This window comes from Bifidobacterium sp. ESL0764 (assembly GCF_029395515.1).
Lineage (GTDB): Bacteria > Actinomycetota > Actinomycetes > Actinomycetales > Bifidobacteriaceae > Bifidobacterium.
This window is the reverse complement of the sequence record NZ_CP113919.1, coordinates 2,051,144-2,075,428: the sequence shown is the minus strand read 5'-3', so window position 1 is coordinate 2,075,428 and position 24,285 is coordinate 2,051,144. Positions and strand designations below refer to the sequence as shown.

Annotated in this window: 20 protein-coding genes; 11 read left to right on the top strand and 9 right to left on the bottom strand. The window is 59.7% G+C overall.

What is annotated here, in order from left to right; all coding sequences use genetic code 11:
• Positions 1-6 precede the first annotated feature (6 nt).
• Positions 7-360, bottom strand: coding sequence for a phenylpyruvate tautomerase MIF-related protein (locus OZX71_RS08055; RefSeq protein ID WP_277159953.1), 354 nt, complete (start codon positions 358-360; stop codon positions 7-9).
• Positions 361-818: 458 nt separating this feature from the next.
• Here OZX71_RS08055 and OZX71_RS08050 point away from each other — a divergent pair, with 458 nt between their 5' ends.
• On the top strand, positions 819-3,506 hold the full coding sequence (locus OZX71_RS08050) for a phosphomevalonate kinase (protein WP_277159952.1): 2,688 nt from the start codon (positions 819-821) through the stop codon (positions 3,504-3,506).
• Between the two features lie 330 nt (positions 3,507-3,836).
• Positions 3,837-4,406, top strand: a complete 570-nt coding sequence (locus tag OZX71_RS08045; protein WP_277159951.1) for a DNA-3-methyladenine glycosylase — start codon at positions 3,837-3,839, stop codon at positions 4,404-4,406.
• Between the two features lie 377 nt (positions 4,407-4,783).
• Here OZX71_RS08045 and OZX71_RS08040 read toward each other — a convergent pair whose 3' ends face one another.
• Complete coding sequence (locus tag OZX71_RS08040; RefSeq protein ID WP_277159950.1) at positions 4,784-5,998, bottom strand: YwiC-like family protein; 1,215 nt, start codon at positions 5,996-5,998, stop codon at positions 4,784-4,786.
• Between the two features lie 234 nt (positions 5,999-6,232).
• Between OZX71_RS08040 and rihC the strand changes: the two genes are divergently transcribed.
• Positions 6,233-7,153: a ribonucleoside hydrolase RihC gene (gene rihC, locus OZX71_RS08035; RefSeq protein ID WP_277159949.1), complete on the top strand. Its 921-nt coding sequence runs from the start codon at positions 6,233-6,235 to the stop codon at positions 7,151-7,153.
• A 215-nt stretch (positions 7,154-7,368) separates the two neighbouring features.
• Complete coding sequence (locus OZX71_RS08030; protein ID WP_277159948.1) at positions 7,369-8,760, top strand: nucleoside transporter C-terminal domain-containing protein; 1,392 nt, start codon at positions 7,369-7,371, stop codon at positions 8,758-8,760.
• Between the two features lie 126 nt (positions 8,761-8,886).
• Here the strand turns inward: OZX71_RS08030 and OZX71_RS08025 are convergent, their stop codons facing one another.
• From OZX71_RS08025 to OZX71_RS08010, 4 genes are all read right to left on the bottom strand, one after another.
• A complete protein-coding gene (locus tag OZX71_RS08025) occupies positions 8,887-9,930 on the bottom strand; it encodes a LacI family DNA-binding transcriptional regulator (RefSeq protein WP_277159947.1) in 1,044 nt (347 codons plus the stop codon).
• A gap of 66 nt (positions 9,931-9,996) precedes the next feature.
• The gene (locus OZX71_RS08020) at positions 9,997-10,977 is read right to left on the bottom strand and encodes a ribokinase (RefSeq protein WP_277159946.1); all 981 of its coding nucleotides are present in this window, start codon (positions 10,975-10,977) and stop codon (positions 9,997-9,999) included.
• A gap of 226 nt (positions 10,978-11,203) precedes the next feature.
• Complete coding sequence (locus OZX71_RS08015) at positions 11,204-12,217, bottom strand: ribose-phosphate diphosphokinase (protein WP_277159945.1); 1,014 nt, start codon at positions 12,215-12,217, stop codon at positions 11,204-11,206.
• Between the two features lie 203 nt (positions 12,218-12,420).
• Entirely contained in the window at positions 12,421-13,497 is a 1,077-nt protein-coding gene (locus OZX71_RS08010; RefSeq protein WP_277159944.1) for a hypothetical protein, read from the bottom strand.
• Between the two features lie 88 nt (positions 13,498-13,585).
• On the opposite strand from OZX71_RS08010, the gene OZX71_RS08005 reads away from it, so the two are divergent.
• Positions 13,586-13,975 (top strand): hypothetical protein, encoded by a 390-nt coding sequence (locus tag OZX71_RS08005; protein WP_277159943.1) that lies wholly within the window; start codon positions 13,586-13,588, stop codon positions 13,973-13,975.
• A 168-nt stretch (positions 13,976-14,143) separates the two neighbouring features.
• Here the strand turns inward: OZX71_RS08005 and OZX71_RS08000 are convergent, their stop codons facing one another.
• Both OZX71_RS08000 and OZX71_RS07995 read right to left on the bottom strand, forming a co-directional pair.
• Positions 14,144-15,556, bottom strand: coding sequence for a zinc-ribbon domain-containing protein (locus tag OZX71_RS08000; protein WP_277159942.1), 1,413 nt, complete (start codon positions 15,554-15,556; stop codon positions 14,144-14,146).
• A 187-nt stretch (positions 15,557-15,743) separates the two neighbouring features.
• Entirely contained in the window at positions 15,744-17,708 is a 1,965-nt protein-coding gene (locus OZX71_RS07995; RefSeq protein WP_277159941.1) for a zinc-ribbon domain-containing protein, read from the bottom strand.
• Between the two features lie 215 nt (positions 17,709-17,923).
• On the opposite strand from OZX71_RS07995, the gene OZX71_RS07990 reads away from it, so the two are divergent.
• From OZX71_RS07990 to rplI, 5 genes are all read left to right on the top strand, one after another.
• On the top strand, positions 17,924-19,399 hold the full coding sequence (locus OZX71_RS07990; RefSeq protein ID WP_277159940.1) for a zinc-ribbon domain-containing protein: 1,476 nt from the start codon (positions 17,924-17,926) through the stop codon (positions 19,397-19,399).
• A 172-nt stretch (positions 19,400-19,571) separates the two neighbouring features.
• Complete coding sequence (gene rpsF / locus OZX71_RS07985; protein WP_277159939.1) at positions 19,572-19,868, top strand: 30S ribosomal protein S6; 297 nt, start codon at positions 19,572-19,574, stop codon at positions 19,866-19,868.
• Positions 19,869-19,951: 83 nt separating this feature from the next.
• Positions 19,952-20,593 (top strand): single-stranded DNA-binding protein, encoded by a 642-nt coding sequence (locus OZX71_RS07980; protein ID WP_277146105.1) that lies wholly within the window; start codon positions 19,952-19,954, stop codon positions 20,591-20,593.
• 77 nt (positions 20,594-20,670) lie between these two features.
• Positions 20,671-20,919, top strand: a complete 249-nt coding sequence (rpsR, locus tag OZX71_RS07975) for a 30S ribosomal protein S18 (protein WP_277143412.1) — start codon at positions 20,671-20,673, stop codon at positions 20,917-20,919.
• Between the two features lie 15 nt (positions 20,920-20,934).
• On the top strand, positions 20,935-21,381 hold the full coding sequence (gene rplI / locus OZX71_RS07970; protein WP_277146107.1) for a 50S ribosomal protein L9: 447 nt from the start codon (positions 20,935-20,937) through the stop codon (positions 21,379-21,381).
• 218 nt (positions 21,382-21,599) lie between these two features.
• Here rplI and OZX71_RS07965 read toward each other — a convergent pair whose 3' ends face one another.
• Positions 21,600-22,343 (bottom strand): SDR family oxidoreductase, encoded by a 744-nt coding sequence (locus OZX71_RS07965; protein WP_277159938.1) that lies wholly within the window; start codon positions 22,341-22,343, stop codon positions 21,600-21,602.
• 329 nt (positions 22,344-22,672) lie between these two features.
• Here OZX71_RS07965 and OZX71_RS07960 point away from each other — a divergent pair, with 329 nt between their 5' ends.
• Positions 22,673-24,091, top strand: a complete 1,419-nt coding sequence (locus OZX71_RS07960) for an MFS transporter (protein ID WP_277159937.1) — start codon at positions 22,673-22,675, stop codon at positions 24,089-24,091.
• The last annotated feature ends 194 nt before the right edge of the window (positions 24,092-24,285 follow it).

Below are 24,285 nucleotides of genomic sequence, written 5' to 3'. Positions count from 1 at the left end.
GAAAAATCAGAAATTCCCGCCGTTCCAGCCCCAGTCGCCGGTGGCCGTATAGCGGATATACGTGCGGTCTTCGGGCACGCCGAGCTCGTCGTGCAGCGCGGTCATGATCTGCTTCGACATTGATTCCCAAACCGAGCGGTCGACGCTGCCGGGCTCACCCATGACGTTGACCTCGACGTAAGCCGCCGGCTTGTCGTCGCTCCCGCCGAAATAAATCGGCATGTTGTCCTCGAACGGGCACATCAGCCAGCTCTCGGTCTTTCCGGGGACGGCGGTGATGGCCTTGCCGTACGCGGCCTTCAGGGCCTCGCGCTGCTTGGGAGTGGTGGAAACGGAAACGTGGGTATGAATGACTGGCATAATGGCTCCTTCGTTGTGCTTACAAATCCTTGTTTATTGCCACTGACATCTTACGGCGTACGTTGCGTCTGGCGCCGCTCTGATTCCATTTCTGTCACGTGCGCATTGTTGCGTTTGTGACGCTTCTACGCTGATGAGCGTCACGTTTGCGATCGACCATTGCGGCTCCATTGCATGTGTGACGCTGAGGCGTTTGCTGGTGTCACGTTTGCGATCCCGTAGTTGCGTTTGCGGCAAACAGGCGGCAATAATGTGGCGGTGGTGCGCAGATTATCGGGGTATTTGGTGCAGGTATGCCCGTGGCGCCCTACTTTGCTCCGGTTGTGCGTACATTTGGAATGTTGATACGGATTGATATATCGTGCTGTATTGAAAAATATCGCTTGATGATATTTGAGCAGGCCTATTCCAGCGCGCGGACGTAATCGACGAATCGTGAAGGGAAGGAACGGCAAACGATGAGCGGTAGGCGAGGCCAAGAACCAAGCAGCAGCGTAGCGACGGCCCCGGGAAAACTGTATATCGCCGGCGAATATGCGGTGGTCGAGCATGGCCATCCGGCCATCCTCATCGCCGTGAACCGTCTGTTGACCGCCCGCATCACCGAACACGACACTTCTTCCGCTGCAGCTCAACCGCAAACCTTCGGCGTCGACCCCGTCGGCCGCATCCATTCCGCAGGTCACCCCGAGGCGTCGGTGACCTGGCGGCGTCGCGCGGGACGTGCGGTGCCTGACGTGGAGCAGCCGGGCGCGGCATTCGTGCTTTCCGTCATCCATGCGGTCGAGGAACTGGCCCAGCAGCAGGGCCGTGATCTCAAGATCTACGACGTCAATATCGAAAGCGAACTGGACGACGCCTCCGGGCGCAAATATGGCTTGGGCTCGTCCGCCGCGGTGACGGTGGCCATGATGAAGGCGCTGACCGCGTTCTACGGCCTCGAGCTCGACCCGATGCAGCAATACAAACTGGCGTTCGTTTCGGCCAGCCGCGCCCAGAAAGTCGGCTCCGGCGGCGATCTGGCGGCGAGCCTTTTCGGCGGTTGCATCCGGTTCACTGCTGTCGACCGGCAGTGGGTCACCAACCGCTTGCAGGACACGGCGCTGAGCGATTTGATCACGATGCCTTGGCCGGGGTTGAGCATCGCGCGGCTCCGGGCATTCGGGCCTTCCAGCAGCTTGTGCCTGATGGTGGGATGGACCGGCAACCCGGCTTCCACGCCTTCGTTGGTCGGCCATGTCCAGCAGCAAAGCGCCGCCGAACACGAGCGGCTGTATCAGGCCTTTTTGAGCGGCAGCGATGCCTGTGTCGACGCATTGGCCCAGGCGCTGGTCGCCGATGACGAGCAGGGCGTCATCGCGCACGTGCGCGAGGCCCGCAAACTTTTGCAGACCCTTTCTTCGTTCACCGGAGTCACCATCGAGACCCCGGCCTTGCGCGCTCTGGTCGAGGTGGCCGAAAGCCATGGTGCCGCGGCGAAAAGCTCCGGCGCCGGCGGCGGCGATTGCGGCATTGCGATTGCCGGGCCGAACGCCGACAAAGCGGAGGTTACGCGCGGTTGGCAGGAGAAAAGCATCGTCCCGCTGGATTTGTCGGTGCACGCTCCGCAGGTCGAACTGGCCGAGTGGATGGGTGAGACCTCGGATTTCATGGCCGCGAGGTTTGCCGGACATTTTTGTCAGAAAGCCGGGACCAGCCGCGCCGCCGGAAATGCTGGCAGGGAAGTCAGAACTAGCCGCGCCGCTGGAAATGTCGGCATGGAGGCACCGGCAGGTGAAATCACCGGTATCGTCGATTCGTTGACTGCTGATTCGTTCTCTGGTGATGTCGGCAGGCGCATGTTCGGTATGAATTCGCGGATTGCGGGGGCGAGTTCGAATCGCAAGGACGACCACGTGCGTCTCGCGCTCGCCGAGCATGGCGACGCGCAGCGCAACGCCTTTGATGATTTGGCTTTCATACACCACAGCTTGGGCAGTGTCGATGTCAACGACGTCGATATGTCTACGAAAGTCTGCGGGGCACGCTGGGATATGCCCTTCTATATCAACGCGATGACCGGTGGATCGGCCAAAACCGGTGCTATCAACGCCGCGTTTGCCCGTGTCGCCGCCGAAACGGGCATGGCCATGGCTTCCGGTTCCCAGCACGCCGCCATCCGCGACCCGGGGCTCGAGCCGACGTTCACCACGATTCGTAAGCACGATCCGTCCGGTTTCGTCTTTGCCAACGTCGGGCTTTCCGTCAGCGTTGAGCAGGCCCTGCACGCCGTCGAGATGATCGGCGCCGACGCTCTGCAGATTCACGTCAACGCCGCGCAGGAGCTGGTGATGCCCGAAGGCGCGCGCGATTTCGAGACGTGGCCGGCGCGTATCGCCGCCATCGTCAAGGCCTCGCCCGTGCCGGTGATGGTCAAGGAAGTCGGCTTCGGCATGAGCGTGCGAACCGTTCGGCAGCTTGCGCAGTTGGGGGTGCGTACCGTCGATGTCAGCGGAAAAGGCGGTACCGATTTCGCGCGCATTGAGAATGCCAGGCGGCAGGGCCACGAATACGGCTATATGGCCGGTTGGGGCCAGTCCACGGCATTGTGCCTGTTGGGAGTATTGCCCGACACATGTAATACAACAAATAATGATAACGGCATTCGTGCGGCCGAATCGGATTTCGGCGATACGGCAAATAATAAGGCGAGACGCGGTACGAATGTTACGAGTTCTCGGGCTGATGGCACGAATGATGACGGATGCTCTCATGCGGCCAGTGCCGACTTGCATGTTGATGGTGCTGGTAGCGTTGGGGTAGTCGACAGCATTGAAAATGATGTAAACCATTATGGTGTCGAAGGTGTTGCCGTGCTCGCTTCCGGCGGTGTGCGCAACCCGCTCGACGTGGTGAAGGCGCTCGCGCTGGGAGCCCGAGCCGTCGGTGTTTCCGGCCATTTCCTGCAGGTGCTGAACGCTAGTGGGGCCGATGGCCTGGTTGCTGAAATCAACGGCTGGAAGAGCCAGGTGCGCTCGCTGATGGCGCTGCTGGGCGCGAAAACCGTCGCTGATTTGCGGCGCACGGATTTGTTGGTCACCGGCAAAACGGCCGAAGAAGCACGGTTGTTAGGCGTAGACCTGTCGATGCTCGCGTGTCGCCTTTGAGCAGCCGGTCGATGTGCCGGTGCCGGCGCGGCACGAATCGATGGTCATTATGCCGCTCCGTTGTTTGCCAAAATGTAAATATATGCGAAACCGGCTCCAGGCCATCCCGTTTTCGGTGCATTTCGTGATTTTGAGGCCTCTTGGTGCACCAAGATGGCCTTTTTTGAAGGATTCATGGGTTATTTGCCGAATTTCCGGGTACTTGGTGCACCAAGATGGCTATTTTTTGAAGAATGAGGGGGAATTTGTGATTTTTGTGGGTACTTGGTGCACCAAGAGGCCGCAAAATCACGAATTGCTGAATTCTGGTGGGTGGGCTTCAATAGAAGCATGTTTCCTGCATTTTTGAACGAAGACGCCGAAACCGTGGCGAAAGGGTTGCTCGGCTGCACGTTGGTGCGCCAAATCGACGGCGAGACGTTGGCTGTGCGCATCGTGGAAACCGAGGCATACGACCAACTTGACCCTGCGAGCCATACGTTTCGTGGCTTGAGCGAACGCAACCGCGCGATGTTCGGCCCGTCCGGGCACGCTTACATCTATCTGGTCTACGGCACAAACCTGTGTATGAACGTCACCGCATTCGAGGAAGGATTCGGCGCAGGTGCGCTCATCCGCGCGGCCGAACCGGTGGATACTCGGACTGTCGAAATCGTCGAAAAGCGTCGTGGCGGCAAACGTATCAAGGATTGCCTCAACGGCCCGGGCAAGATCTGCAAGTCGCTCGGCATCACCATGGATCTCTACGGCCACGACCTGCGCAAGCCGCCGCTGAAGCTGGAAACGGGCTCGCTGCGCCCCGGCGAACGCATCGAGGCCACCCAGCGCGTCGGCATCACCAAAGCCAAGGATCGCCCGCGTCGTTTCGTCATCGCCGGCAACCCGTATCTTTCGCGCTGAGATTGAAATAGGTTCTGACATATCTGCTTGGACTCTCGAGAAGAGCGCATCGGTTTTCATGAGTTTGTGCTGGTAAACGGTTTTGGCGGCTTCTGAGGTGCGGTTTGCCTGCATTAGCGTGTGGTGGTGCTGGTAAACGGTTTTTGGCGGCTTCTGAGGTGCGGTTTGCCTGCATTAGCGTGTGGTGGTGCTGGTAAACGGCTTTTGGCGGCCTTTGAGGTGCGGTTTGCCAGCATTAGCGTGTATTGGTGCTGGTAAACGGATTCTGACAGCTTCTTAGATGCCGTTTACCAGCGCCGATGTGCCGTTAAACGTGCGCCGTCGGTTTCTGGGAATCGCTCGGATTGACTGTTGCCGGCGAACGTCAGGAATGTCGCCTATATCAGCGCGACCACGATGACGACGAGGTTCATCACGCTGGTGGCGGCTTCGATGCCGCCGACCTGCATGGCCTTCATGCGTTTGCGTTGCGGGAAAACAACGGCAATCAGCAGCAGTGCGGTGGCGGCGATACCCCAAAGCAGACTGGTGAACATAACGCCGTGCGGCAACGGCAATCCGGCGAAATCCTGCAACAGCGCAGGTGCGGCGAAACTTAGCGCGGCAAGTACGGCATGATAGGCGACCGAAAGCGCGTAATAATCGGAATGGCCATACTTGCGGAACATCGTCTTGACGAACACAACCGAAGCGTATTCGGTGAGGATGAACGCAACTGCGGCCACGACGCCGGCTTTCGGCAGCAGTGGTGAGCCTAGGAAATACAGCGAAAAATACTGAAACGAATGCGGCGCCGCCGTAGCAAGATGAAGGCCGGTTGGCGACAATCTTGACGCAAGGCTTTCGCCTGGGCTCGTTAGTACGAAGAAGTTCGAACCGAGCGAAGTGGCGAGCAAAGCCATCCCTCCGGCGGCGATGACGGAGACCGCGTTGCCCCAGAGCGTACGTTCACTGCGGCGCCAGGCAGCGAGGAAGGAAAGCAAAGCGAGAACGAGATAAACCGGAACCCACCACAGCAATTTCGGGGCTGAAACCAAAACGGGGATGCCGACAATAGCGGTTGCGATGAGATAAACGAGCGCGGGAGTGAGGTAGATATTTGAACGGTGAGATTTGCGTGAAGCGAGGGCAGGGTTGGTGGCGGAGCCGGTGACGGCAGTAGCTGAGCGGCGCGCCTTGGTGTGGCGTGAGCATTGGATGGTGCGGTCTGAGCATTGGGCGGCGCGGTCTGAGCGTTGGATGGTGCAACTTGAGCGTTGGGCGGTGCGGTCTGAAACGGGGGCTTGATCCGGATTTTTTCTTGACGAGCCGGTTGCCGTCGAATTTGCGATATTGGCGTTGTTGAGCCTCTTGGCTTCAGACCGGTGCTTCCGAGCGTCTTTGACCTCGTGCGAGCGGACGGCGAGCCAGCGGGCCGCGGAGAACTGGAAGCAATAACACAGCGTCCATGCCGCCAGCAACCAGACATTGCGCCACGAGACTCCGCCGATGAAGATGCCGCCGAGCGCGGGGAAGAGCGCCATGACCCACGCTCCGGGCTGGTCCGGCAGCCAGAGTTTTGCGACGTTCTTACGCTCTTTTGTCTCAATCATATCCACTACTTTACTTCATATTTCGCGGTGGCAAGGACTCAGAACCGATTATTTCTGCTTAAAAGCAATAATAATAACTATAATATAATAACTTCTTAATAAGGCCGAATGGTTTTGACAAATTTGGTTTAACGCTTTATCATGTTAGCAGTTGTGCGATAAAGCGTTAAATCAAAGTGGAGTACGTACGTTTTATCGTATGATGCAATATTGGCGATTACAAAGGAGTAGACGATGACTGCAAAACCTATCATTATTGATACTGACCCGGGCATTGACGATGCGCTGGCCATTTCGATTGCCCTGTTCGCCCCGGAAGTGGACATCAAGCTGATCACCACCGTGGCGGGCAATGTGAAGCTCGACTATACGACGACCAACGCCCTGCGCATCCTGACCTACCTCAACAAGCGCATCCCCGTGGCCCGCGGTGCCAGCGAACCGTTGCTGCGTGCGTTCCGTGACGCCAGCGATGTACACGGCAAGAGCGGCATGGAAGGCTTCGAATTCCCTGAACCGGACACCTCGCTGCTGTGCGAGCGCAACGCCGTCGACGAGATGCGCCACGTCCTGCTTGCCTCCGACGAGCCCATCACCTTGGTGCCGATCGGCCCGCTGACCAATATCGCCCTGCTGCTCAAGACCTATCCCGAGGTCAAGAGCCATATCGCCGGCATCGTGATGATGGGCGGCTCGATCGACCGCGGCAACCAGGACGTGATGTCCGAATTCAACATCAACGTCGACCCGACCGCCGCCAAGATCGTCTTCCGCTCCGGCGTGCCGATCACCATGGTCGGCCTCAATATCGGGCTGAAGGCCAAGCTGCTGGCGCAGGACAGCGCCCAGCTGCCGACGATGGGCAAGGTCGGCAAGATGGCTTACGGCCTGTTCAAGCATTATCGCAGCGGCACCATGGAGACCGGCCAGCCGATGTTCGATCCGACCGCCATGGCCTGCCTGCTCGACCCCGATCTGTTCACGCTGGTCGACACCTTCGTCGACGTCGAGACCTGCGGCGAGCTGACCACGGGCTGCACCGTCGTCGACCTCGACAACGTCCTGGGCCGGGAGCCGAACGCCAAGGTCGCCGTCGACATCGACGCCGAGCGTTTCCGCAGCTGGCTGCTTGACCGCGTCAGCAAGTGCGACTGATTTTCTGGTCATTTCCTGCTTGCCCGTCAGAGCGCGTCTGGTTCTTGGGGCTCCTCCGACGGGCGGGCCAAAATCTGTATTGACCTCACAGGGAAGGCGACGTTGGCTTTCCGCTACATGAGGGTGTCTAAATATTTTTTGTTGTGGTGTTTCATATTCGAATTCGGTAGGTGTTCTCGCCGGCGGAATTATGAAAATGAGAGAAAGAATTAGGTATGTATCTCGCGTTAGATATATTGGGAATCGCCGTGTTCCTGTTGCTGGGATGGGCGCTGTCCGATAACCGGAGAGCCATCAATTGGATGTCGGTAGGCATTATGACGGTGCTGAACATCGTCATCGCCTGGTTGCTGACCAGTTTCTCCTGGGGCCGCGCGGCCGTGCAGGTCGCGGCGCAAGGCTTCACGGAAGTCATCAAGATCTCCTATAAGGGCATCAATTTCGCCATCGGCAACTGGGTCGGCCCCACCGGCGTCAACCCCGCGCCCGTGAACTTCATCGTCAGCTCGCTGCTGCCCATCCTGCTCATCGTGCCGCTGTTCGACACCCTGAGCTACATCGGCTTCCTGCCGTGGGTCATCAAGTGGATCGGCCGCGGCCTGAGCTTCATCACCCGCCAGCCCAAGTTCGAGTCCTTCTACGCCATCGAAATGATGTTTTTGGGATGCACCGAGGCCCTGGCCGTCTCGAAGGTGCAGCTGCAGAAGACCAGCAAGGAGCGTAACCTGTCGCTGGCGATGATGTCCATGAGCTGCGTGTCCGCCTCGATCATCGGCTCGTATATCCAGATGATACCGGGCCAGTTCGTGTTGACGGCCATTCCGCTGAACTGCATCAACGCGCTGATCGTCGTGGGCATGCTGCACCCGGTGGAAGTCAAGCCCGAAGAGGATGTCATCTACAAGATCGACAACAGCGAAGACGTCAACGATGCCATTCAGGAGGCCGCGGACGCCGAAGCCGGTGTCGTGGCGGAAACCTCCGACGCCGCCAAGGCCTCTGAAACCGCGAAGGTCGTCGAAACCTCCGATACCACCGATGCCAAGCCCGCCTTCAAGGCTCGCGTCGCCAAGTTCTTCCATCGCGACCCGAACAAGCCGCAGAAGGAACCGTATTTCTCCTTCCTCAGCGATTCCCTGCTAGGCGCCGGCAAGCTGGTGCTGATTATCACCGCCACCGTCATCACCTTTGTGGCCATGACCGGCCTGATCGACAAGCTCCTCGGCCTCATTTGGGCCAAGCTTTCGCTCGAGAGCATCCTCGGCGTGATCATGTACATCCCGTCGCTGTTGCTCGGCCTCGACCCGGCCACCGCCTGGAGCATGTCGCAGATCATGGGTCTGAAGCTCGTCACCAACGAATTCGTGGCGATGGGCGAGGTGACCAAGACCATCGCGACCTTCGCGCCTCACTATCAGGCCGTGCTCGCCGTGTTCCTCACCTCGTTCGCCAACTTCGGCACGCTCGGCATGATCACCGGCCTCTACCAGGGCATCGTCGACAAGGAGAAGAACTACCTGATCGGCCACAGCGTCGGACGTATCATGCTCTCCGGCATCCTGGTCAGCCTGCTTTCCGCGGGCATGGCCGGCCTGTTCGTGTGGTGATCGCGTAAACGTCTGACGGCGGTGTGAGTTCCGCCGTCAGAAGGCTGAATGCAAAAGTCCCGCAACCGTTTTCGATATGGTTGCGGGACTTTTCTATGTCGGAACGTTGTCTGGCGGTCGGCTTGGCTAGCGGATATCGGCCACGGTCTTTCTCATCGCAAGCGTGGGGTCGATGAGTTCGTGGACGGGCGAATCGAGCCATGTGCGGTGCTGGTCGTCCTTGTAGGCCGCGATGCGTTGGCCCATAAGCCGCCAGCAGGTGTCGGCCAGGGCGGGAATGTTCTGGTCGATGGTGGCCAGATCGGAATTGAGCCCGATCCTTCCGGCGATGTTGTCGTAGCCGATCACCGAGCAGTCTTTGGGCACGCGCACGTCGAGTTCCTCCAGACGTTTCAGAAGGCCGAGAGCCATGAAATCGTTGCAGCAGAAGACCCCGGTGGCTTTCCAGTCGACGATGGAGTCGGCGGCCTGGTAGCCGCTGTCGAGCCGATAGTCGCCTTCGCAGCTGAGCACGGAGGCCTTCTTGACGCCGGCCTTTTTGAGACTGTCCATAAACCCGTTCTTTCGGGCGTTGGCGCTCACGGCCGTGCTGTCCCCCGAAATGCAGGCCAGGCGCGTGTGTCCGTTGTCGATCAGGGCTTTCGCGGCGAGCTCGCCGCCCATGTAGCCGTTCGAGCCGACGGTGTCGCACCAGTTGACCTCTTGCAGGCGGTCGGTGAGGATGACGGGAAAGTTGAGGTGTTCGATGCGCCGGCGCAGGGTTTTCGGCGATTCGACGGATTGCATCGAGGGGATGAGGAAGAGGCCGTCGATACCGCGGGATTCGAGCTGGCTCAAAAGGTTGAGCTCCGTCTGCTTGGAATCGTTGGAATTGGCGATGATCAGGGAATAGCCGTCGGCCGCGCACACGTCCTCGATCTTTTTGGCGAACGAGGCGAAGAACGGGTTTTCGATATCGGGCACGAGCAGCGCCAGCAGCATCGATTGGTTGGTCACCAGGCTTCTGGCCATCTGGTTAGGAACGTAATGCAATTCCTGAGCCTTGCGCGTGATGAGTTCGCGTTTCTGCGGCGACACCCGTAGCGGATGGTTGTTCAGCACCAGCGAGACCGTGGTTACAGAGACCCCGGATGCCTTGGCGATGTCACGCAGTGTTGCTCGTTTGCTCATCTGTGCGTTCTCTGTCTTTCTCTGCTGTCCGTACCGGTGTCGGTTTCGGCGATGAAATGCGCCGCATCAACTGTTATCGATACTACCAGCAAAGAACGTCTTGATCTGGGCGCTGGTGCCGTAGGAGGCTTGCGCGCCATATCCTGTGGCGGCGTAGGCGGCCACGTAGGAGGCCAGCGAAGCGGAATCACTCAGCGTAAAGCCCGAGGCGAGGCCGGCCAGCAGCGTGCCCATGAAGGAGTCGCCGCAGCCGGTGGTGTCCACGGCGTCGATCTTGGCCGCGTCGACATGATAGGTGCTCTCGCCCGTAAGAACCACGGCGCCGTCGCCGCCCAGAGTGACCACCGCTTCCTTGAAGCCGAAATCGTGCATGGAGCGGGCGATGTAGTTCCAATCCATGCCCAGCCAGTCGCCGTTCTTGGGCTCGGCGATGTTGAGCAACTGCGCCATCTCGTGCTCGTTGACCAGCAGGATATCAGCGTACTTGATGAGCGCCTGCGGCAACGTGTCGGTGAAGGGGGAGTCGTTCAAGAGCACTTTGATGCCGGCGTCGTGGCACATCTTCGCGGTGGCGGTGACGGTTTCGATCGGGCTTTCCAAGCACAGGCCGAGCACCGACGACTTGAGCAGCACGTCTTTCTGGCTGTCGATATAGGCCATATCTACGCTCGCGTTGGACCCGGCGGAGTAGACGATGGTGTTCTCTCCGTTGGCGTCCACCGTGATTACCGTGGTGCCGCTGGCTCCTTCGGCGTGCCGGATATGGGAGGTGTCGACGCCTGCGTCGTCGAGTTTGGCCAGCAGGAAATCCGCATTGCTGTCGCTGCCGACGGCTCCGAACATATTGACTTTCGCGCCGATCCGTGCGGCCGCCGCGGCCTGGTTGCCGGACTTGCCGCCGGGCAGGATGCGCAGCGGGCCCCCGGTGATGGTCTCGCCGGGCTGGGGCAGACGTTTGGTGGTGACCGTGTAGTCGGCGTTCATTGAGCCGACGATGCTGATTGAACCGGAAATGTCGTCCAGTAAGGAAAGCGTCTTTGCATTCATTTCATACTCGATTCACGTGCGTCTGTGCTATTGACATATAGATGTATGTATATGGTAAAACGCTTTATCAAAGAAGTCAAATTATCAGCCAATAAAGAAGGCGTGAAAAGAAGAGCTAAAGAAGAACCGAATCCGATTAAACGGCCATTTGAACATACGACGGCGCCGGATGAACGTCTGCTTCATTCATCCGGCGCCGTTACGGAATTTTGGGTATATGCGCAGCTTACGCGTACATGTTGCGCGGGTGCATGTCTTCGGGCAGGCCGTCCATCAGGCCCGAGACCGAGCCGGATTCGAAGACGGAGCGGATGCCGGCGGCCAGCAGTGGGGCGATGGAGAGCACGGTCATGTTGGGCAGGCGCTTCTCCTCGGGAATCGGCACGGTGTCCATCAACACGATTTCGCGTGCGCCGCAGGTCTTGAGTCGTTCGATAGCCGGGCCGGACAAAAGCCCGTGGGTGGCCACCAGCGTCACCGACTTCGCGCCGGCCTCGTTGAGCGTGCGCACGGCCTCGCAGATGGTACCGGCGGTGTCGATCATGTCGTCGACCACCACGCAGTCGCGCTCGCGCACCTCGCCGATGATGCCATGGGCCACGGCGTGGTTCGGGCGCGTGACGTCGCGGGTCTTGTGGATGAAGGCCAGCGGCAGCCCGCCGAGCTTGGCGGCCCAGCGCTCGGAGACCTTGATGCGCCCGGCGTCAGGGGAGACGATGGTCGCGTTTTCAAGCGGCATGGAGTTCTTGACGTAATCGAGCAGCACCGGCATGGCCGTCAGATGGTCGACAGGCCCGTCGAAGAAACCCTGTTCCTGCGAGGCGTGCAGATCGACGGTCATGATGCGGTCGGCACCGGCGGTCTGGAAGAGGTCGAACATCAGCCTGGCGGTGATGGGCTCGCGCCCGAGGCCCTTCTTGTCCTGACGCGAATAGCCGAGGAACGGGGCGACGACGGTGATGGAACGGGCTGATGCGCGCTTCAGCGCATCGATCATCAGCAGCTGCTCCATGATCCACTTGTTGATCGGGTCGGTGTGCGCCTGCAGCACGAAGACGTCCGCGCCGCGTACCGGTTCGGTATAGCGCACGTACATCTCGCCGTTGGCAAAGTCGTAGGCCGTGGTCTCCAACGGCACGGTGCCGAGGCACTCTGCCGTGGCCGCCGCCTGCTCCGGGTACGCCCGGCCTGTCACCAATGCCAGTCGCTTTTTGGACTTACCCTCGAGAATCGCCGACATATCTCACCTTCCGCTGTAGGTGTGCATTTGGCCTTGCTCTGTGCGAACGAGCAGTGCGCCGCCGGTCGTACAAGGTAGGCCGGCAGGCATCGGACGGTCGCCCGAGCCAAGGTTGATCAAAAGAAAACCAACTCCAATATACAGGCAACCCCGTGCAATTGCCCGAAGCCGGGTTGCGCGGGGTTGTCTGGATAAGTGAGTGATCAGCTATTGGGCTTTTCAGCTGCTATGGAGTTGACGACGATTTTGTGGTTGACGATCGAGAATGGGCTCTCCTTAATCGGGCCAACCACTATGCTTTGACGATGGTGACCGCTGGAAGAATCGCCTTCTCCGATACCTATAAATGAGTCAAATGTTCCAGAGTCCAGATAGATTTTGTAGAGTTCCGGATATTTGTTGATTTTTGTGAACGTAAAGCCGTTTTTTCCGTCAAAACCGTACCCGCACCCCTTCGAATCATGAGCAGCCACGCACTCGTCCACTTTCTTGTTCACAGCGGTCTGCAGGTCCTTTTTCAGCTTCGGTTTGGCCGTGAGAAAGAAGATGGGTGTAAGTTTATCGGCGTGGTTGTCCTCTGTGCCAAGCACAGGGCCATCGCTAGCAGGGATAGGGGCCCCTCCACCCCTTTCATTCACCTGTGCATCCACATATTCCTTGTTTTCGTTTTTGTATGATACCTGATATACGCCGGGATAAGCCTTGAACTCGAGAATGTTGATATTGGAGTTTTCGCTATAGGTTTTGCCCCGTGTACAGGAATTCTTAAGAGTGACTGGAGTGTCGTTGATGGTGAATTTGTCGATTGTACTGTAGGCCATCATTTTGATCGTCTTGACCAATGGAGTGGTGATGACCCAGTTGTTGAAGAGCAGGTATTTCCGTCCCCTGGATTCCACGCGTAATGTCGTTTTATATTGTTCGGCACCGCCATTCGCGTTGTAGGAGATATGAACCTGGTAGCTGCCATCTGTAGTCTGCTTAGTGTTGTCGATGGAATAAGTGCCGATTCCAGCACTTCTATCGGAATGTAAGAGAACAGCTTGGGGGCCATGAACCTGGGGGTCTACTAGCCGATTGGCCTTGGGAATATCGCCTTTGTCAATAGTAAGGGCATTGAGATACTCGCGTACCACCGCCTTGGGGCTGAACAACAGTGCGTTGGCGGCGGCGTAGCATGCGCCCAGCACGAGTACGGCGGCCAGCAGGCTGAGGATTAGAACGGTCTTGCGCTTTCGAGCAGCGCTGACGGCCGGCGTTGTGGCGATCGCCTGCGGCACCTCGGGACTCGGGACCGTTACCGGTGCTGGGTCCGAGGCCGTTGATGACGGTGGCATTGTTGCTGACGCGCCCGCTGAGGGGACGGAGTTGACCGATGTTGTTGGGGCTATCGGCTGGGTTGCGGCTGGAGGAACGGAATCGGCCGATGGCGTTGGCATGGATGCCGGCTGCGTTGGTGTCGGTACCGCTGACGGTGTGGGTGCTGACACGGTTGGCGGCGTAGGCATGGCAGCCGCTGGCATGGGCAGAGGCGCGGACCCCGGAGCCGGTATCGCCGGTATGGCAGCAGGTGCAGCTACCGGTGGTACGGGTGTCTGCGATGGCACAGGCAGAGACCCGGCCCTGGGTGTTGCTGATGCCATTGGCCCGGCGGCTGTCGGCGGCGTAGACATGGCCGCACTCGGCGTCCCCGCGCCTACGGCCTGCCCGCAGTTGGTGCAGAATCTTGAGTCTTGCGGCAATGCGCTGCCGCAATGAGGGCACTTCATCTTGATATACAATTCCTTCGATTTTCAGTTTTTGTTATGAAGTTTTAGTCGTTGATTGTATCTTCGGGCCTTTGGCCCTCGGACTGGTGAGCTTCGGACCGGTGGTCAAAAAGACTGTCGTTCTTCCGGGCCTTCGGCGACTTCGAGTCTCTGGTTTTCAGTCGTTGTTATCGCTGTTGAAAGCCACTTTCACCTTGTTGCCGGAGATGGTGAAGGTGCCGCGGATGCCGTTGGCCGTCGTAGTGGTGTCGTCCGGCTTCCACTCGTCGTCGTAGCTTTTGCGTTCATAGCTGAGTTTCATCTTCCCGGAGGAACTGGTCGTGCCGAAGGAGCCCTGCTCGATGTCGATGTAGCTGTCGCTGACCTTCGGATAGGAGACGACGGTCCACGCGAAGTTCCGGTAGTCGTCATCGTCGCCGTAGAAGTACTCGCCGAAGGGGCATCCATCGGGGTCGGCCTCCTTTTTGGCCGCACATTTATCGATTTTCTTCTTGACCTCACCGTTGAGCGCATCCTTGAGCTTCTGCGTCGGCTTGACCTTCAGAGTGCCGCTTGATGCCACGCTGGTCACATCGTCGGCGGCTACGGAGTTCAGCTTCACGTCAGAGCCGGTGAGGAAAGGAGAGGAACCGGTCGTCACGGTGTAACTGCCGGGGTAGACCTTGAGGTTCAGGGTGGTCGTCGTGGTGCTTTCGGAACCGGTGCTGTTGGTCGAGGTCGAGTTCTTGGAGGAGACGGGGATGTCGTTGACCTTCACCGAGGAGACGACGTTTGGCACGGTCACCTGCAGCTCGCCCACCATGGGGTTGGTGATGGCCCAGTTGTCGAAGAACAGGAACTTGCGGCCGCTGGTGGCCACGTTGAGCGTCTTGGTGTAGTCGCGGCCGGAGAAGCTGTAGGTGACGATGGCCTGGACCGAGCCGTCGGGATTCTCCTTGGTGCTGGTGATGCGCTGGTTGATGATGGTCCCATCGCTCTGCGCCGCATCGCTGGTCAGCAGCACCGCCTGGGCTCCGCTCACCTGCGGGTCGGCGATTGAATTGGCCTGGTCGAAATTGCCTGCGGCGATGGCATCGAGGTACGAGTTGATGGTGTTTTTAGGGCCGAATACCGTCGAATTCAATGTGCTGTAGACGATGGCCAGCAGGATGCACGCGGCGACGGCGACGATGCCGATGATGACATAGCGCTTTTGCTTGGCGGTCATCGGTTTCGCCGCCGTTGCGGAAGGTGCCGCCCCGGGCGTTGCCGGAATATCCGGTACGCTCGAGACGCCAGGCACGCTCGAGGCGGCGGCGTTGAAGCGCTGCGGGCCGGGGATGCCGGGCGCTTGCGTGGTGTTCGGCATCGGCATCGCGGCCGGTTGCGGGGCGGGAATCGGCGAGCCGGGCTGTGGTATGCCGGCGACCCCGGGCACAGGCGGAACGCTTCCGGGCGCAGAGGAAGCCGGGGAGGGGACGGAAACGGGGTTGGCCGGTTGGGCGGCGGCATTGGCTCCGACGGCCTGTCCGCATACGACGCAGAACCGGGAACCTTGGGGCAGTGGGCTGCCGCAGTTGGTGCAATTCATCTTTGGATCTCTCTTTCTCCGGCCGGTTCGCGGCCCTGAACTCTGCTTTTGGTTTTTTGCTCTTCGATCAATGGCTGAGGCCGTCGCCCGTGAGCAGGCGACGGCCTCAATCAGCGGCGGAAAGGCGGGCAGCGGCTAATCAATTAGTGATGTCTGTCTTCCCATCGTTTCGGTCGACGTCCGGTGGTTATCGCATTACCGGTGGCTGCGTCGGACCTGCAGTAGGTGAGGTATACGTCTGCGGGCTCCCCGTCGTGGGCGCGCCCGGGACTGACGGTTGTACGCCGGTCCCCGCGAATCCCTGCTGAGGTGTGACCGGATTCTGCCAGGTTGTCGGCATGCCGGTAGTACCTGCGGGCATCGTCGGTGTCGCCGGCATTGCGGGTGCTCCGGATTGCGGTGCGAGCGGAGCCGTTGGTGCGCTGGGTGTGGAAGGTGCGGCGGGAGCTGCCGGGCCGGCTGGCTTGTTGGCCCCGCCGTTGCCGAGTTCGCTGAGACGCTTGAAATTGGCGCCACAGGCGGTGACATAGTCCTTGATGTTCTGCGGGGTCGGTTCCACGGCTCCGCCCTTGGCGATCTTCCATAGTTCCGGTACTGAGGCCAATACGGTCGGCCCGAAGGTGATGGCCACCGCCTCGATGGCGAAGGCCCAGACCGCCGCCAGCAGCGGGTACCACGTCGCGATGGTGATGGACATGCTGTCCGTGGCGTGCTGGGCGCCGAAAGCGGTCAGGCCGAATACCGCGATAAACCAGAAAATGGCCGTGGCCACGGGTGCCTTCCATGTGTGGTTCCACTTGGCGTAGAACGGGTCCTGCGTGGTGCGGACCGCGGCGCGCAACGCGATGTAGAAGGTGACGATGAAGAAGACGATGGCCAGCAGGATGAAGATCCATGCCTTGGAGGTGCCGGGTGCCCACTGCTTGGCCGACATGAGGTCGGCGAACGTCACCGTGCTCGAGGACTGCGGATCGCTTGCCGTCAGGCCGCCGAAGGACATGATGTCGGTGAGCAGGAACTGCAGGTACGGCATGGCGATCGGGATCATCAGCAGCGGTGCCGCCGTCTTTACGCCGACGACCATGATGATGAGCGTGATCAGCGCCACGATTGTGGAGAGTAGGGCGTAGAGGGCGAAGGCCTCAACGAAGGTGCGTGCCGGGCCGCGCATGCGGTGCGAGAAGCGCCAGATGGCGTGGAACACGTCGTTGCTGTCCGAGGCGTACTGGGCCATGGCATAGCCGATCAGCGCGCCGATGCCGGCCATGAGGAAGGCCATGAAGAACGTGCGGAACGAAGCACCGCCGAGTGTGGCACCTGCCTTGGCGTCACCGATCGACGCCGCGGTGGTGAAGGGGAAGATGGCCGCGAGCAGGACGTAGACCAAGCCGGCGGCGAGACCGACGACGACGGAGCTGATCACGCCGTTCCATTTGAAGCGTGCCCCCACCTGATGGGCGATGAAGTAGGCGCCGAACGCCGCGCCCAGAATCAGCGCGATGCCGGAAAGGCTCATCGGCAGCCAGATCGAGAAGACGGCGCTCATCGTGCCGTTGGTGGCGTCGGACGAAGCAGAGGCGTTGCCGGAGAACGTGCCGGAGACGCCCGCGACCATCATCATGACCAGGACGTGCAGGAAGTCGCTGCTTTTGACCTTGAGCATTTCGGAGAAATCGCCGAAGGGGAGGCTGCCGATATCGCCCACGGCACTGCTGGACGAGGCCATTTCAAGAATGATGGTGTTGATCAGGGCGAGCACGGCGGCCGCGCCCACGCCGATGCCCAGCGAGACGCCCATGGTCTTCACGTTCTCCGGGGTGGAGAGGCTTTGGTAGGCACCCTGCAGCTTCTGCTGCGTGGCGGTGGGTGCTGCCTGTGCGACGGGCGTTACTGCGGGGGCAGGTGCGGAGGCGTATTGTGGCATGCCGGCTGCATTCGGCGCGGCCTGGGCCGGCATCTGGGGTGCCGCGGCCGGAGCCGCAGGGCCCGCTGGGGATGTGGCCGCGCCGGGCAGCGGAATCGACGGGGACTGCGCTGCCGGGGCCATCGGCGCTGCCGGTGTCGCTGCCGACGCAGGCTGGGTGCTTTGGCCGCAGTGCGAGCAGAATCTGGAATTTTCCGGGAGCGTCGTTCCGCAATGGGGACAATACATAATGTCTCTCCGTTCTAAGTCTCTGGCAACCCCGACGTTGGGCAGGGCCGATAACCACAGAATATAAGTGAGGGCTAACAATATGGAGGTAGATTATGCAAAAAATTAGAAATATACAATTATTCGCCTAATTTTCTCGAATCGAGGTGTGGCGGCGAGTCCTGCCGGTATGCTGAGAGAAGAAGAAATCTGCGTGAAAAGAGGGAGAAAGAGCGATGAAGCGTTGCGTATCGTGCGGTGCGAATCTTGATGACGGTGCCCAGTTCTGTTCCAACTGCGGCAGTGCGCAGGGCGGTGCGTCCGCGTCCGCGGCTCAGACAGCATGTCCGAAATGCGGAACTCCTGTCAATTCGGGGATGCGGTTCTGCCAGGTCTGTGGAACCCCCTTGACGCCTGCGGGCACGCCGAACGCCGCGATGCCGCAGCAGGCTCCTGCCTCTGCCCCTGCTATGCAGCAACCCGCGATGCCGCCGATTCCGATGCCTCAGGGCGGTGCACAGCCGACCCAGCAGTTCCAACCTGTCCAGCTCTCCCAGCCGGCGCAGCCTGCTCCGACCCAGCAGTTCCAGCCCGTGCAGGCAACGGTTCCAACGCAGTCCGCTCAATTCCAGCAGGGTTATGTGCAGCCGAACCAGCCGAGCGATGGGTATGCCGACACGTCCTCGCAGGCGGGTTCCAACGGCGTTGCAGAGCCGGAGGCCTCCGACGGCGGCGATGGTGACGGTGACGGCAAAAAGACCAAAAAGGGCAGGAAGAAGTGGATCGCCATCCTGGCCATCATCGTGGTGATCGCGTTGATCGCGGCAGGCGGTGGGCTCTGGTGGCACTTCAAGCACGGTTCCGACGCGTCCGGTTCGTCCAAGGCCACCACTTCGGTGAGCCGCAAGCACAAGGCCAAGGATTCCAAATCCAAGAAGGTCGGCAAAGAGGTCAAGGCCTCGGGCTGCCAGCTTGCGCCGAAGGCGACGCTGAGCGGCGTCGACCACAGCGACACCACGATGCTGGCCAGCTTCGACCTCGACACCAAGTGCGACAAGCAGAACCAGGCGTTCAAGCGTGACAAGGTCAAGGTCATCATCGAAGACAGCAACGCTGTGGTGGCCTCGGCCGTCTACGATTTCTCCAAGCAGCCGATCGCGTTCAAGGGCGGGTCGGCCAAGGTCACGCTGGCGTACAGCCTGTCCCAGTACTGGCGCCCGTTCGACGAGATCGAGATTTCGGAAACCAAGGTCACTTTCCAGCCTGGCGAGGCCGGCAACGGGTCGGCGGCAAAGAACGTGAAAAAGGCCTTGGGAGGCGCGGATGTGCGCGACAGCGACATCGAGCGCTACTCCAAGGAAGCGCTGAAATGGCAGACGGACCACGACGAGAGCCGCGGTTGGGACTTCCACAGTGACGTATTCACCACTCAGATCTCCAGCAAGAAGGAAGGCATGAAGGCCGGGGGCAAGACCTGGGAATTCCACGACATCGAGCAGGAATTCCTCGCCAACCGCATCAAATACCCGAAGGCCATCCTGATTTGGGGCAAGGATTTCGCGCATTACACTCAGAACGGCGCCGACGCCAGCTATTACGTCACCCTTTCCGGCGAGCCCTTCTCCGACAAGGACGCCGGCAGCAACTGGTGCAAGTCCAACAACCTCAATGCCGACTCGTGCATGGCCGTCAAGACCGGATCCGACGACTGAGCGGCGATATACGTCCTTTGAAGTCGGCCCTTTGAAGCTGTCCGGTTGAAGTCGGCCGGAACTACTATTATAGAAAAGCTATGTCTGACGCGATTTTGCGCCTGAGATGGCACGCATACACACTCCTGTCGCGGAAAGACCGCGGCCGACTTTAGTCCGAAGGAGGTGGGTGATGTCTGCACACAAGTATGAACTGATGTTCATCGCCGATCCGGAGCTTGACGAACGAGCCCTGAAGAAGCTGACCCAAGAGTATATGGAAATCGTCACCAAAGAGGGCGGTTCCGTTTCCGACCCCGATATCTGGGGACGCCGCAAGCTTGCCTATGAGATCGATGGCAAGAACGAAGGCAACTACGCCGTGGTCAACTACAGCTGCGAGCCGGCGACCAGCGACGAGCTCGACCGCGTTCTGAACCTGAACGAGTCCGTAATCCGTACGAAGATTCTTCGCAAGGATGTCAAGTAAGTCCCAACGCGGGAATATTGAATTTTAGTCTATTTGCTTTTGCTTTAAGCGTTTCAAGGCAAAGCTGGTGAGGAAGGCACGTCATGGCAGCAGGAGATACGGTTATCACGATTATCGGCAACCTTACGGCTGACCCGGAGCTGCGCACTATCGGCAGCGGTGCGTCGGTCGCGAGTTTCACGATCGCCTCGACGCCGCGCACGTTCAACCGCCAGACCCAGCAGTGGGAGGACGGCAATGCGCTGTTCATGCGCTGCTCCGCCTGGCGTGACATGGCCGACCATTGTGCGTCCAGCCTTGCCAAAGGCATGCGCGTGATCGCGCAGGGCCGCTTGCAGCAGCGTTCGTACACCGCCAACGACGGGAGCAATCGCACGGTTGTGGAGATGACGGTCGACGAGATCGGCCCGTCCCTGCGCTACGCCACCGCCCAGGTGCAACGTCAGTCGTCTTCGAACGGCGGGTTCCAGGGTGGTTCCCGCAACAACGGAGGCTATAACGGCGGCGCCGGCAACAACGGAGGCGGTTATAACCGTGGCGGCAACGGCGGATACCAAGGCGGCGCAGGCTACTCGGGCGGCGCTTCCGCCGGTCAGTCCCAGCCGCAAGGCCAGCCTCAGACCGGCAGCGATCCGTGGGGCAGCTCAGCCAATTCCGGCGACGGGTTCTCGACCTTCGGGGGCAGCTCCGATTTCGGCGGGGATTCCGACGAGCCGGAGTTCTAGCGATAGGTACGCGAAAAGGCGCCGGAAACCTAGAAGCCAAGCAATAGACGTTAAACAAGTGTTAAGGAGACATTGATATGTCACGTAAAAGGCCAAAACCACCAGTCAAGCCGTTTAAGAAAAAGCCGAACCCGCTGAAGGCTGCGAAGATCACCGAGATCGATTACAAGGACACCGCGCTGCTGCGCAAGTTCATCTCCGACCGCGGCAAGATCCGCTCGCGTCGCATCACCGGCGTGACCATCCAGGAGCAGCGCGAGATTTCCCGCGCCATCAAGAACGCGCGTGAGATGGCCCTGCTGCCTTACGCCACCAACGGCCGCTGATAGGAGGCAAGAACAATGGCTGAAACCAAAGTTATTCTCACCAAGTCCGTCTCCAACCTCGGTCACTCCGGTGACGTCGTTGAGGTCAAGCCCGGCTATGCACGCAACTACCTGATCCCGCAGGGCCTCGCCTTCGCGTGGAGCAAGAACGCCGCTTCTCAGATTGAAGCGATGAAGCGCGCACGCCTGGCCAAGTCCGTGGCCACCCGTGAAGACGCCGTGGCCGCCAAGGCCGCCATCGACGGCACCGTCGTCGAGTTGAGCGCCAAGGTCTCCGAGTCCGGCAAGCTGTTCGGTGGCATCTCCACCATGGACATCGCTTCCGCTCTGGAATCCAAGGCCGCCGTCGATCCGAAGGCGATCAAGGTCGAGACCATCAAGACCACCGGCGAGTTCCCCGCCACCGTGGCCCTGCACCCGGAAATCTCCGCGAGCTTCACCGTGAAGGTCGTCGCCGAGTAATTTCAGGATTCATAACGGTTTATCACCGCAAGCTTAAGCAAGAAAACCCGCCGCGCACATCGTGCCGGCGGGTTTTCGTATACTTGGGCAATGCAAAAGGGCCGAATCCAACAGAATCAGGATAACACTGCTGGATTCGGCCCTCTGAAATCGATCGGCGACTTACATCTCGCGTCGGCTTCCTATCGTCGACGCCGTCAAGCCGCTAATCGCCGAAATCACTGAGCGGTGTAGCCGCCGTCGGCCACGAACTCGGAGCCCGTGGAGAACTTGGACTCGTCGCTGGCCAGGAACACGGCCATCCAGGCGATGTCCTCAGGATCGCCCAAGTGGCCCATAGGGGTCTTGGACTCTTCGAGCGCAACCAGTTCCGGATGCGGATCGACCATCGGGGTGTGGATGTATCCGGGGTGAATGGTGTTCACGCGGATGTTGAGATGGTTCTCGGCGCAATAGAGAGCCGCGGACTTGGTCATCAGGCGCACGCCGCCCTTGGTGAAGTCGTAGGCGAGATTGATGGACTCGCCGATCAGGCCTTCGATGGAGCACATGTTGATGATCGAGCCGCCGCCGAAGTTCTTCAGGTTCTGCACGCCGTGCTTGGTGCCGAGCATCATGCCGGTGCCGTTGATCGCGACGGTCTGGTCCCACTGCTTGAGCGGGATGGTCTCGATGTTGTTGCCCACGCCGATGCCGGCGTTGTTGACCACGACGTTGACCTTGCCGAACTTGGCGATGACGTCCTTGAAGGCCTGCTCCCACTGATCCTCTTGGGTAACGTCGAGGGTGACGAACATGGCGTTTTCACCGAGCTCGTCTGCGACCTTCTTGCCGTTTTCCGCGTTGATATCGGCCAAAGCGACCTTAGCGCCTTCGTCGACGAACTTCTTCGCGATTGCCAGGCCGATGCCCGAAGCGCCACCGGAAACCAGGGCAACTTTGCCGTCAAGACGATTTACCATAATCTAACCTCCTCATTGTTCGATTACTTACATAAACAGTCTAACACTTGGCTATCTCTAATAATTTGTTATCAAAAAGGAGTGATCGGCAATTCGTTGCAAATAAAGCGAACCAAGTCTTTTCAGTGTGTCGTATTGTTGTTTTTATTCTTTTTGTGATTCTGCGAGATCCGTTGATTATGCGGACGAAAGTCGGTTTCGCTTTGGCTTGAAGCGACTGCGTCCATCGGCGTATAATAGGCTGGTTGCGCGTTCGGGGGGTCGGGGCGCGCCAACTGTTGCCAAACCCCTGAAGTGCCTGGCTGGCAAAGTATTGAGGTTTAAAGAATTTGCAAGAAGAACACGTATCCACACAGACAAAACTATCCATCGCCGCGGCGGCGTTGCTTTCGTTTACGGGCATCCTTACCGAGACGTCGCTGAACGTCACATTTCCGACGATGACGCGGGAATTCGGCCTGCCGCTTTCGACCATCCAGCTGCTGACCTCCGGTTACCTGCTGATGGTGACCATCGTGATGAGCACGTCGTCGTTCCTGCTCAAGCGCTTTGACACCCGTCTGCTCTTCCGCTGCGCCGTCATCGTCAGCATCGTCGGCACCGTGCTGTGCTGCCTGCCCTTGAACTACTGGCTGCTGCTGCTTGGCCGTCTGCTTCAGGCGGCGGCCACGGGCGTCTCCACTCCCTTGATGATCAACGTCATCCTCGCGTTGGTGCCGGTGAGCCGACGCGGCACCTACGTCGGCGTGGCCAACATGGTCACGTCGTTCGCCCCCGCGCTCGGCCCCACCTACGGCGGCCTCATCAATTACTACTTCTCCTGGCGCATCATCTTCGTCTTCACGTTGCCCCTGCTGGTCATCGCGTGGGTGCTGGGAGAGACGAACCTGCGGCTGAAGGCGCAGGGGGCCGGCAAGTCCTTCGACGGCATCGGATTGGTGCTGCTGAGCTTCTTCATGGTCAGCTTCACCGAGATCTTCGACCAGTTCGGAGCCGGCGGCGGTTGGTCGTACAAAGTCGCCATCGCCATCGTCGTGGCGGCGGTCCTGCTCGGGCTGTTCATCTGGCGTTGCTTGGCCAGCAAGTCCCCGTTGCTCAACCTTCGCCTGTTCAAGAATCCGATCGTGAGTCTGCGCGGCGCGAATTACGCCATCCTGCAGTTCATCAATATCGGCAGCTCCTTCCTGCTGCCAGTGTTCGCCGAGAACTTCCTCGGCATCGATTCGCTGGCCGCCGGGCTGATGCTTCTGCCGGGTTCCCTGCTCGGCGCCGCCATCGCCCCGTTCGTGGGCCGGCTCTACGACCGCCGCGGCCCGACGCTGGTGCTCTTGGTCTCCAATATCTCGCTGATCATAGGGGCCACTGCGCTGTGGGCCATGACCGGCAAGGCGAGTGTGGTGATCCTGACCCTGCTTTATATGTTCCTGCGTGCCGGTTTCAATTTCGGTTACGGCAACACGATGTCGGACGCCAGCAAGTTCGTCTCCGGCGCTCAGCAGACCGATTTCAACTCGCTGTTCAACGTGCTGCAGCAGTATGCCGGATCGCTCGGGACGACGGTGCTTTCCGCGTCGCTTTCCTTCAGCGAAGCCCGCATTCCGCACAATATCAAGGCTGCGTCGGCGGCCGGGGCCACGAATGCCTTCGCCCTGCTGATTATCCTGGCGCTGGTGGCGCTGGCGATCACACTGGTTTCCATCAAGGTGCGCAAGAACCCGTCCGTCGAAATGCAGAAAGTCGAAATCTGACCCGTCGTTTCGTGCGAATTGGTTTCTAGGCTCCGCATACGTAACGCATAATGCAATGAGCATCACAGGGTAGTTTTCATCACATTCGCCCACGGCTGGAAAGCGGCTTTGTATTGCAAAAATCGACGCGCGATGCGTTACGCTTTAAGGCAATCGATGTGAAAGCGTTTGTTGGCATTCCGCCGACGCAGCCG

What these genes read in the sequence shown, in the direction of transcription:
- OZX71_RS08055 (WP_277159953.1), bottom strand. Translation starts at nt 360, where the DNA reads ATGCCAGTCATTCATACCCACGTTTCCGTTTCCACCACTCCCAAGCAG.
- OZX71_RS08050 (WP_277159952.1), top strand. Translation starts at nt 819, where the DNA reads ATGAGCGGTAGGCGAGGCCAAGAACCAAGCAGCAGCGTAGCGACGGCC.
- OZX71_RS08045 (WP_277159951.1), top strand. Translation starts at nt 3,837, where the DNA reads ATGTTTCCTGCATTTTTGAACGAAGACGCCGAAACCGTGGCGAAAGGG.
- OZX71_RS08040 (WP_277159950.1), bottom strand. Translation starts at nt 5,998, where the DNA reads ATGATTGAGACAAAAGAGCGTAAGAACGTCGCAAAACTCTGGCTGCCG.
- rihC (WP_277159949.1), top strand. Translation starts at nt 6,233, where the DNA reads ATGACTGCAAAACCTATCATTATTGATACTGACCCGGGCATTGACGAT.
- OZX71_RS08030 (WP_277159948.1), top strand. Translation starts at nt 7,369, where the DNA reads ATGTATCTCGCGTTAGATATATTGGGAATCGCCGTGTTCCTGTTGCTG.
- OZX71_RS08025 (WP_277159947.1), bottom strand. Translation starts at nt 9,930, where the DNA reads ATGAGCAAACGAGCAACACTGCGTGACATCGCCAAGGCATCCGGGGTC.
- OZX71_RS08020 (WP_277159946.1), bottom strand. Translation starts at nt 10,977, where the DNA reads ATGAATGCAAAGACGCTTTCCTTACTGGACGACATTTCCGGTTCAATC.
- OZX71_RS08015 (WP_277159945.1), bottom strand. Translation starts at nt 12,217, where the DNA reads ATGTCGGCGATTCTCGAGGGTAAGTCCAAAAAGCGACTGGCATTGGTG.
- OZX71_RS08000 (WP_277159942.1), bottom strand. Translation starts at nt 15,556, where the DNA reads ATGAATTGCACCAACTGCGGCAGCCCACTGCCCCAAGGTTCCCGGTTC.
- OZX71_RS07995 (WP_277159941.1), bottom strand. Translation starts at nt 17,708, where the DNA reads ATGTATTGTCCCCATTGCGGAACGACGCTCCCGGAAAATTCCAGATTC.
- OZX71_RS07990 (WP_277159940.1), top strand. Translation starts at nt 17,924, where the DNA reads ATGAAGCGTTGCGTATCGTGCGGTGCGAATCTTGATGACGGTGCCCAG.
- rpsF (WP_277159939.1), top strand. Translation starts at nt 19,572, where the DNA reads ATGTCTGCACACAAGTATGAACTGATGTTCATCGCCGATCCGGAGCTT.
- OZX71_RS07980 (WP_277146105.1), top strand. Translation starts at nt 19,952, where the DNA reads ATGGCAGCAGGAGATACGGTTATCACGATTATCGGCAACCTTACGGCT.
- rpsR (WP_277143412.1), top strand. Translation starts at nt 20,671, where the DNA reads ATGTCACGTAAAAGGCCAAAACCACCAGTCAAGCCGTTTAAGAAAAAG.
- rplI (WP_277146107.1), top strand. Translation starts at nt 20,935, where the DNA reads ATGGCTGAAACCAAAGTTATTCTCACCAAGTCCGTCTCCAACCTCGGT.
- OZX71_RS07965 (WP_277159938.1), bottom strand. Translation starts at nt 22,343, where the DNA reads ATGGTAAATCGTCTTGACGGCAAAGTTGCCCTGGTTTCCGGTGGCGCT.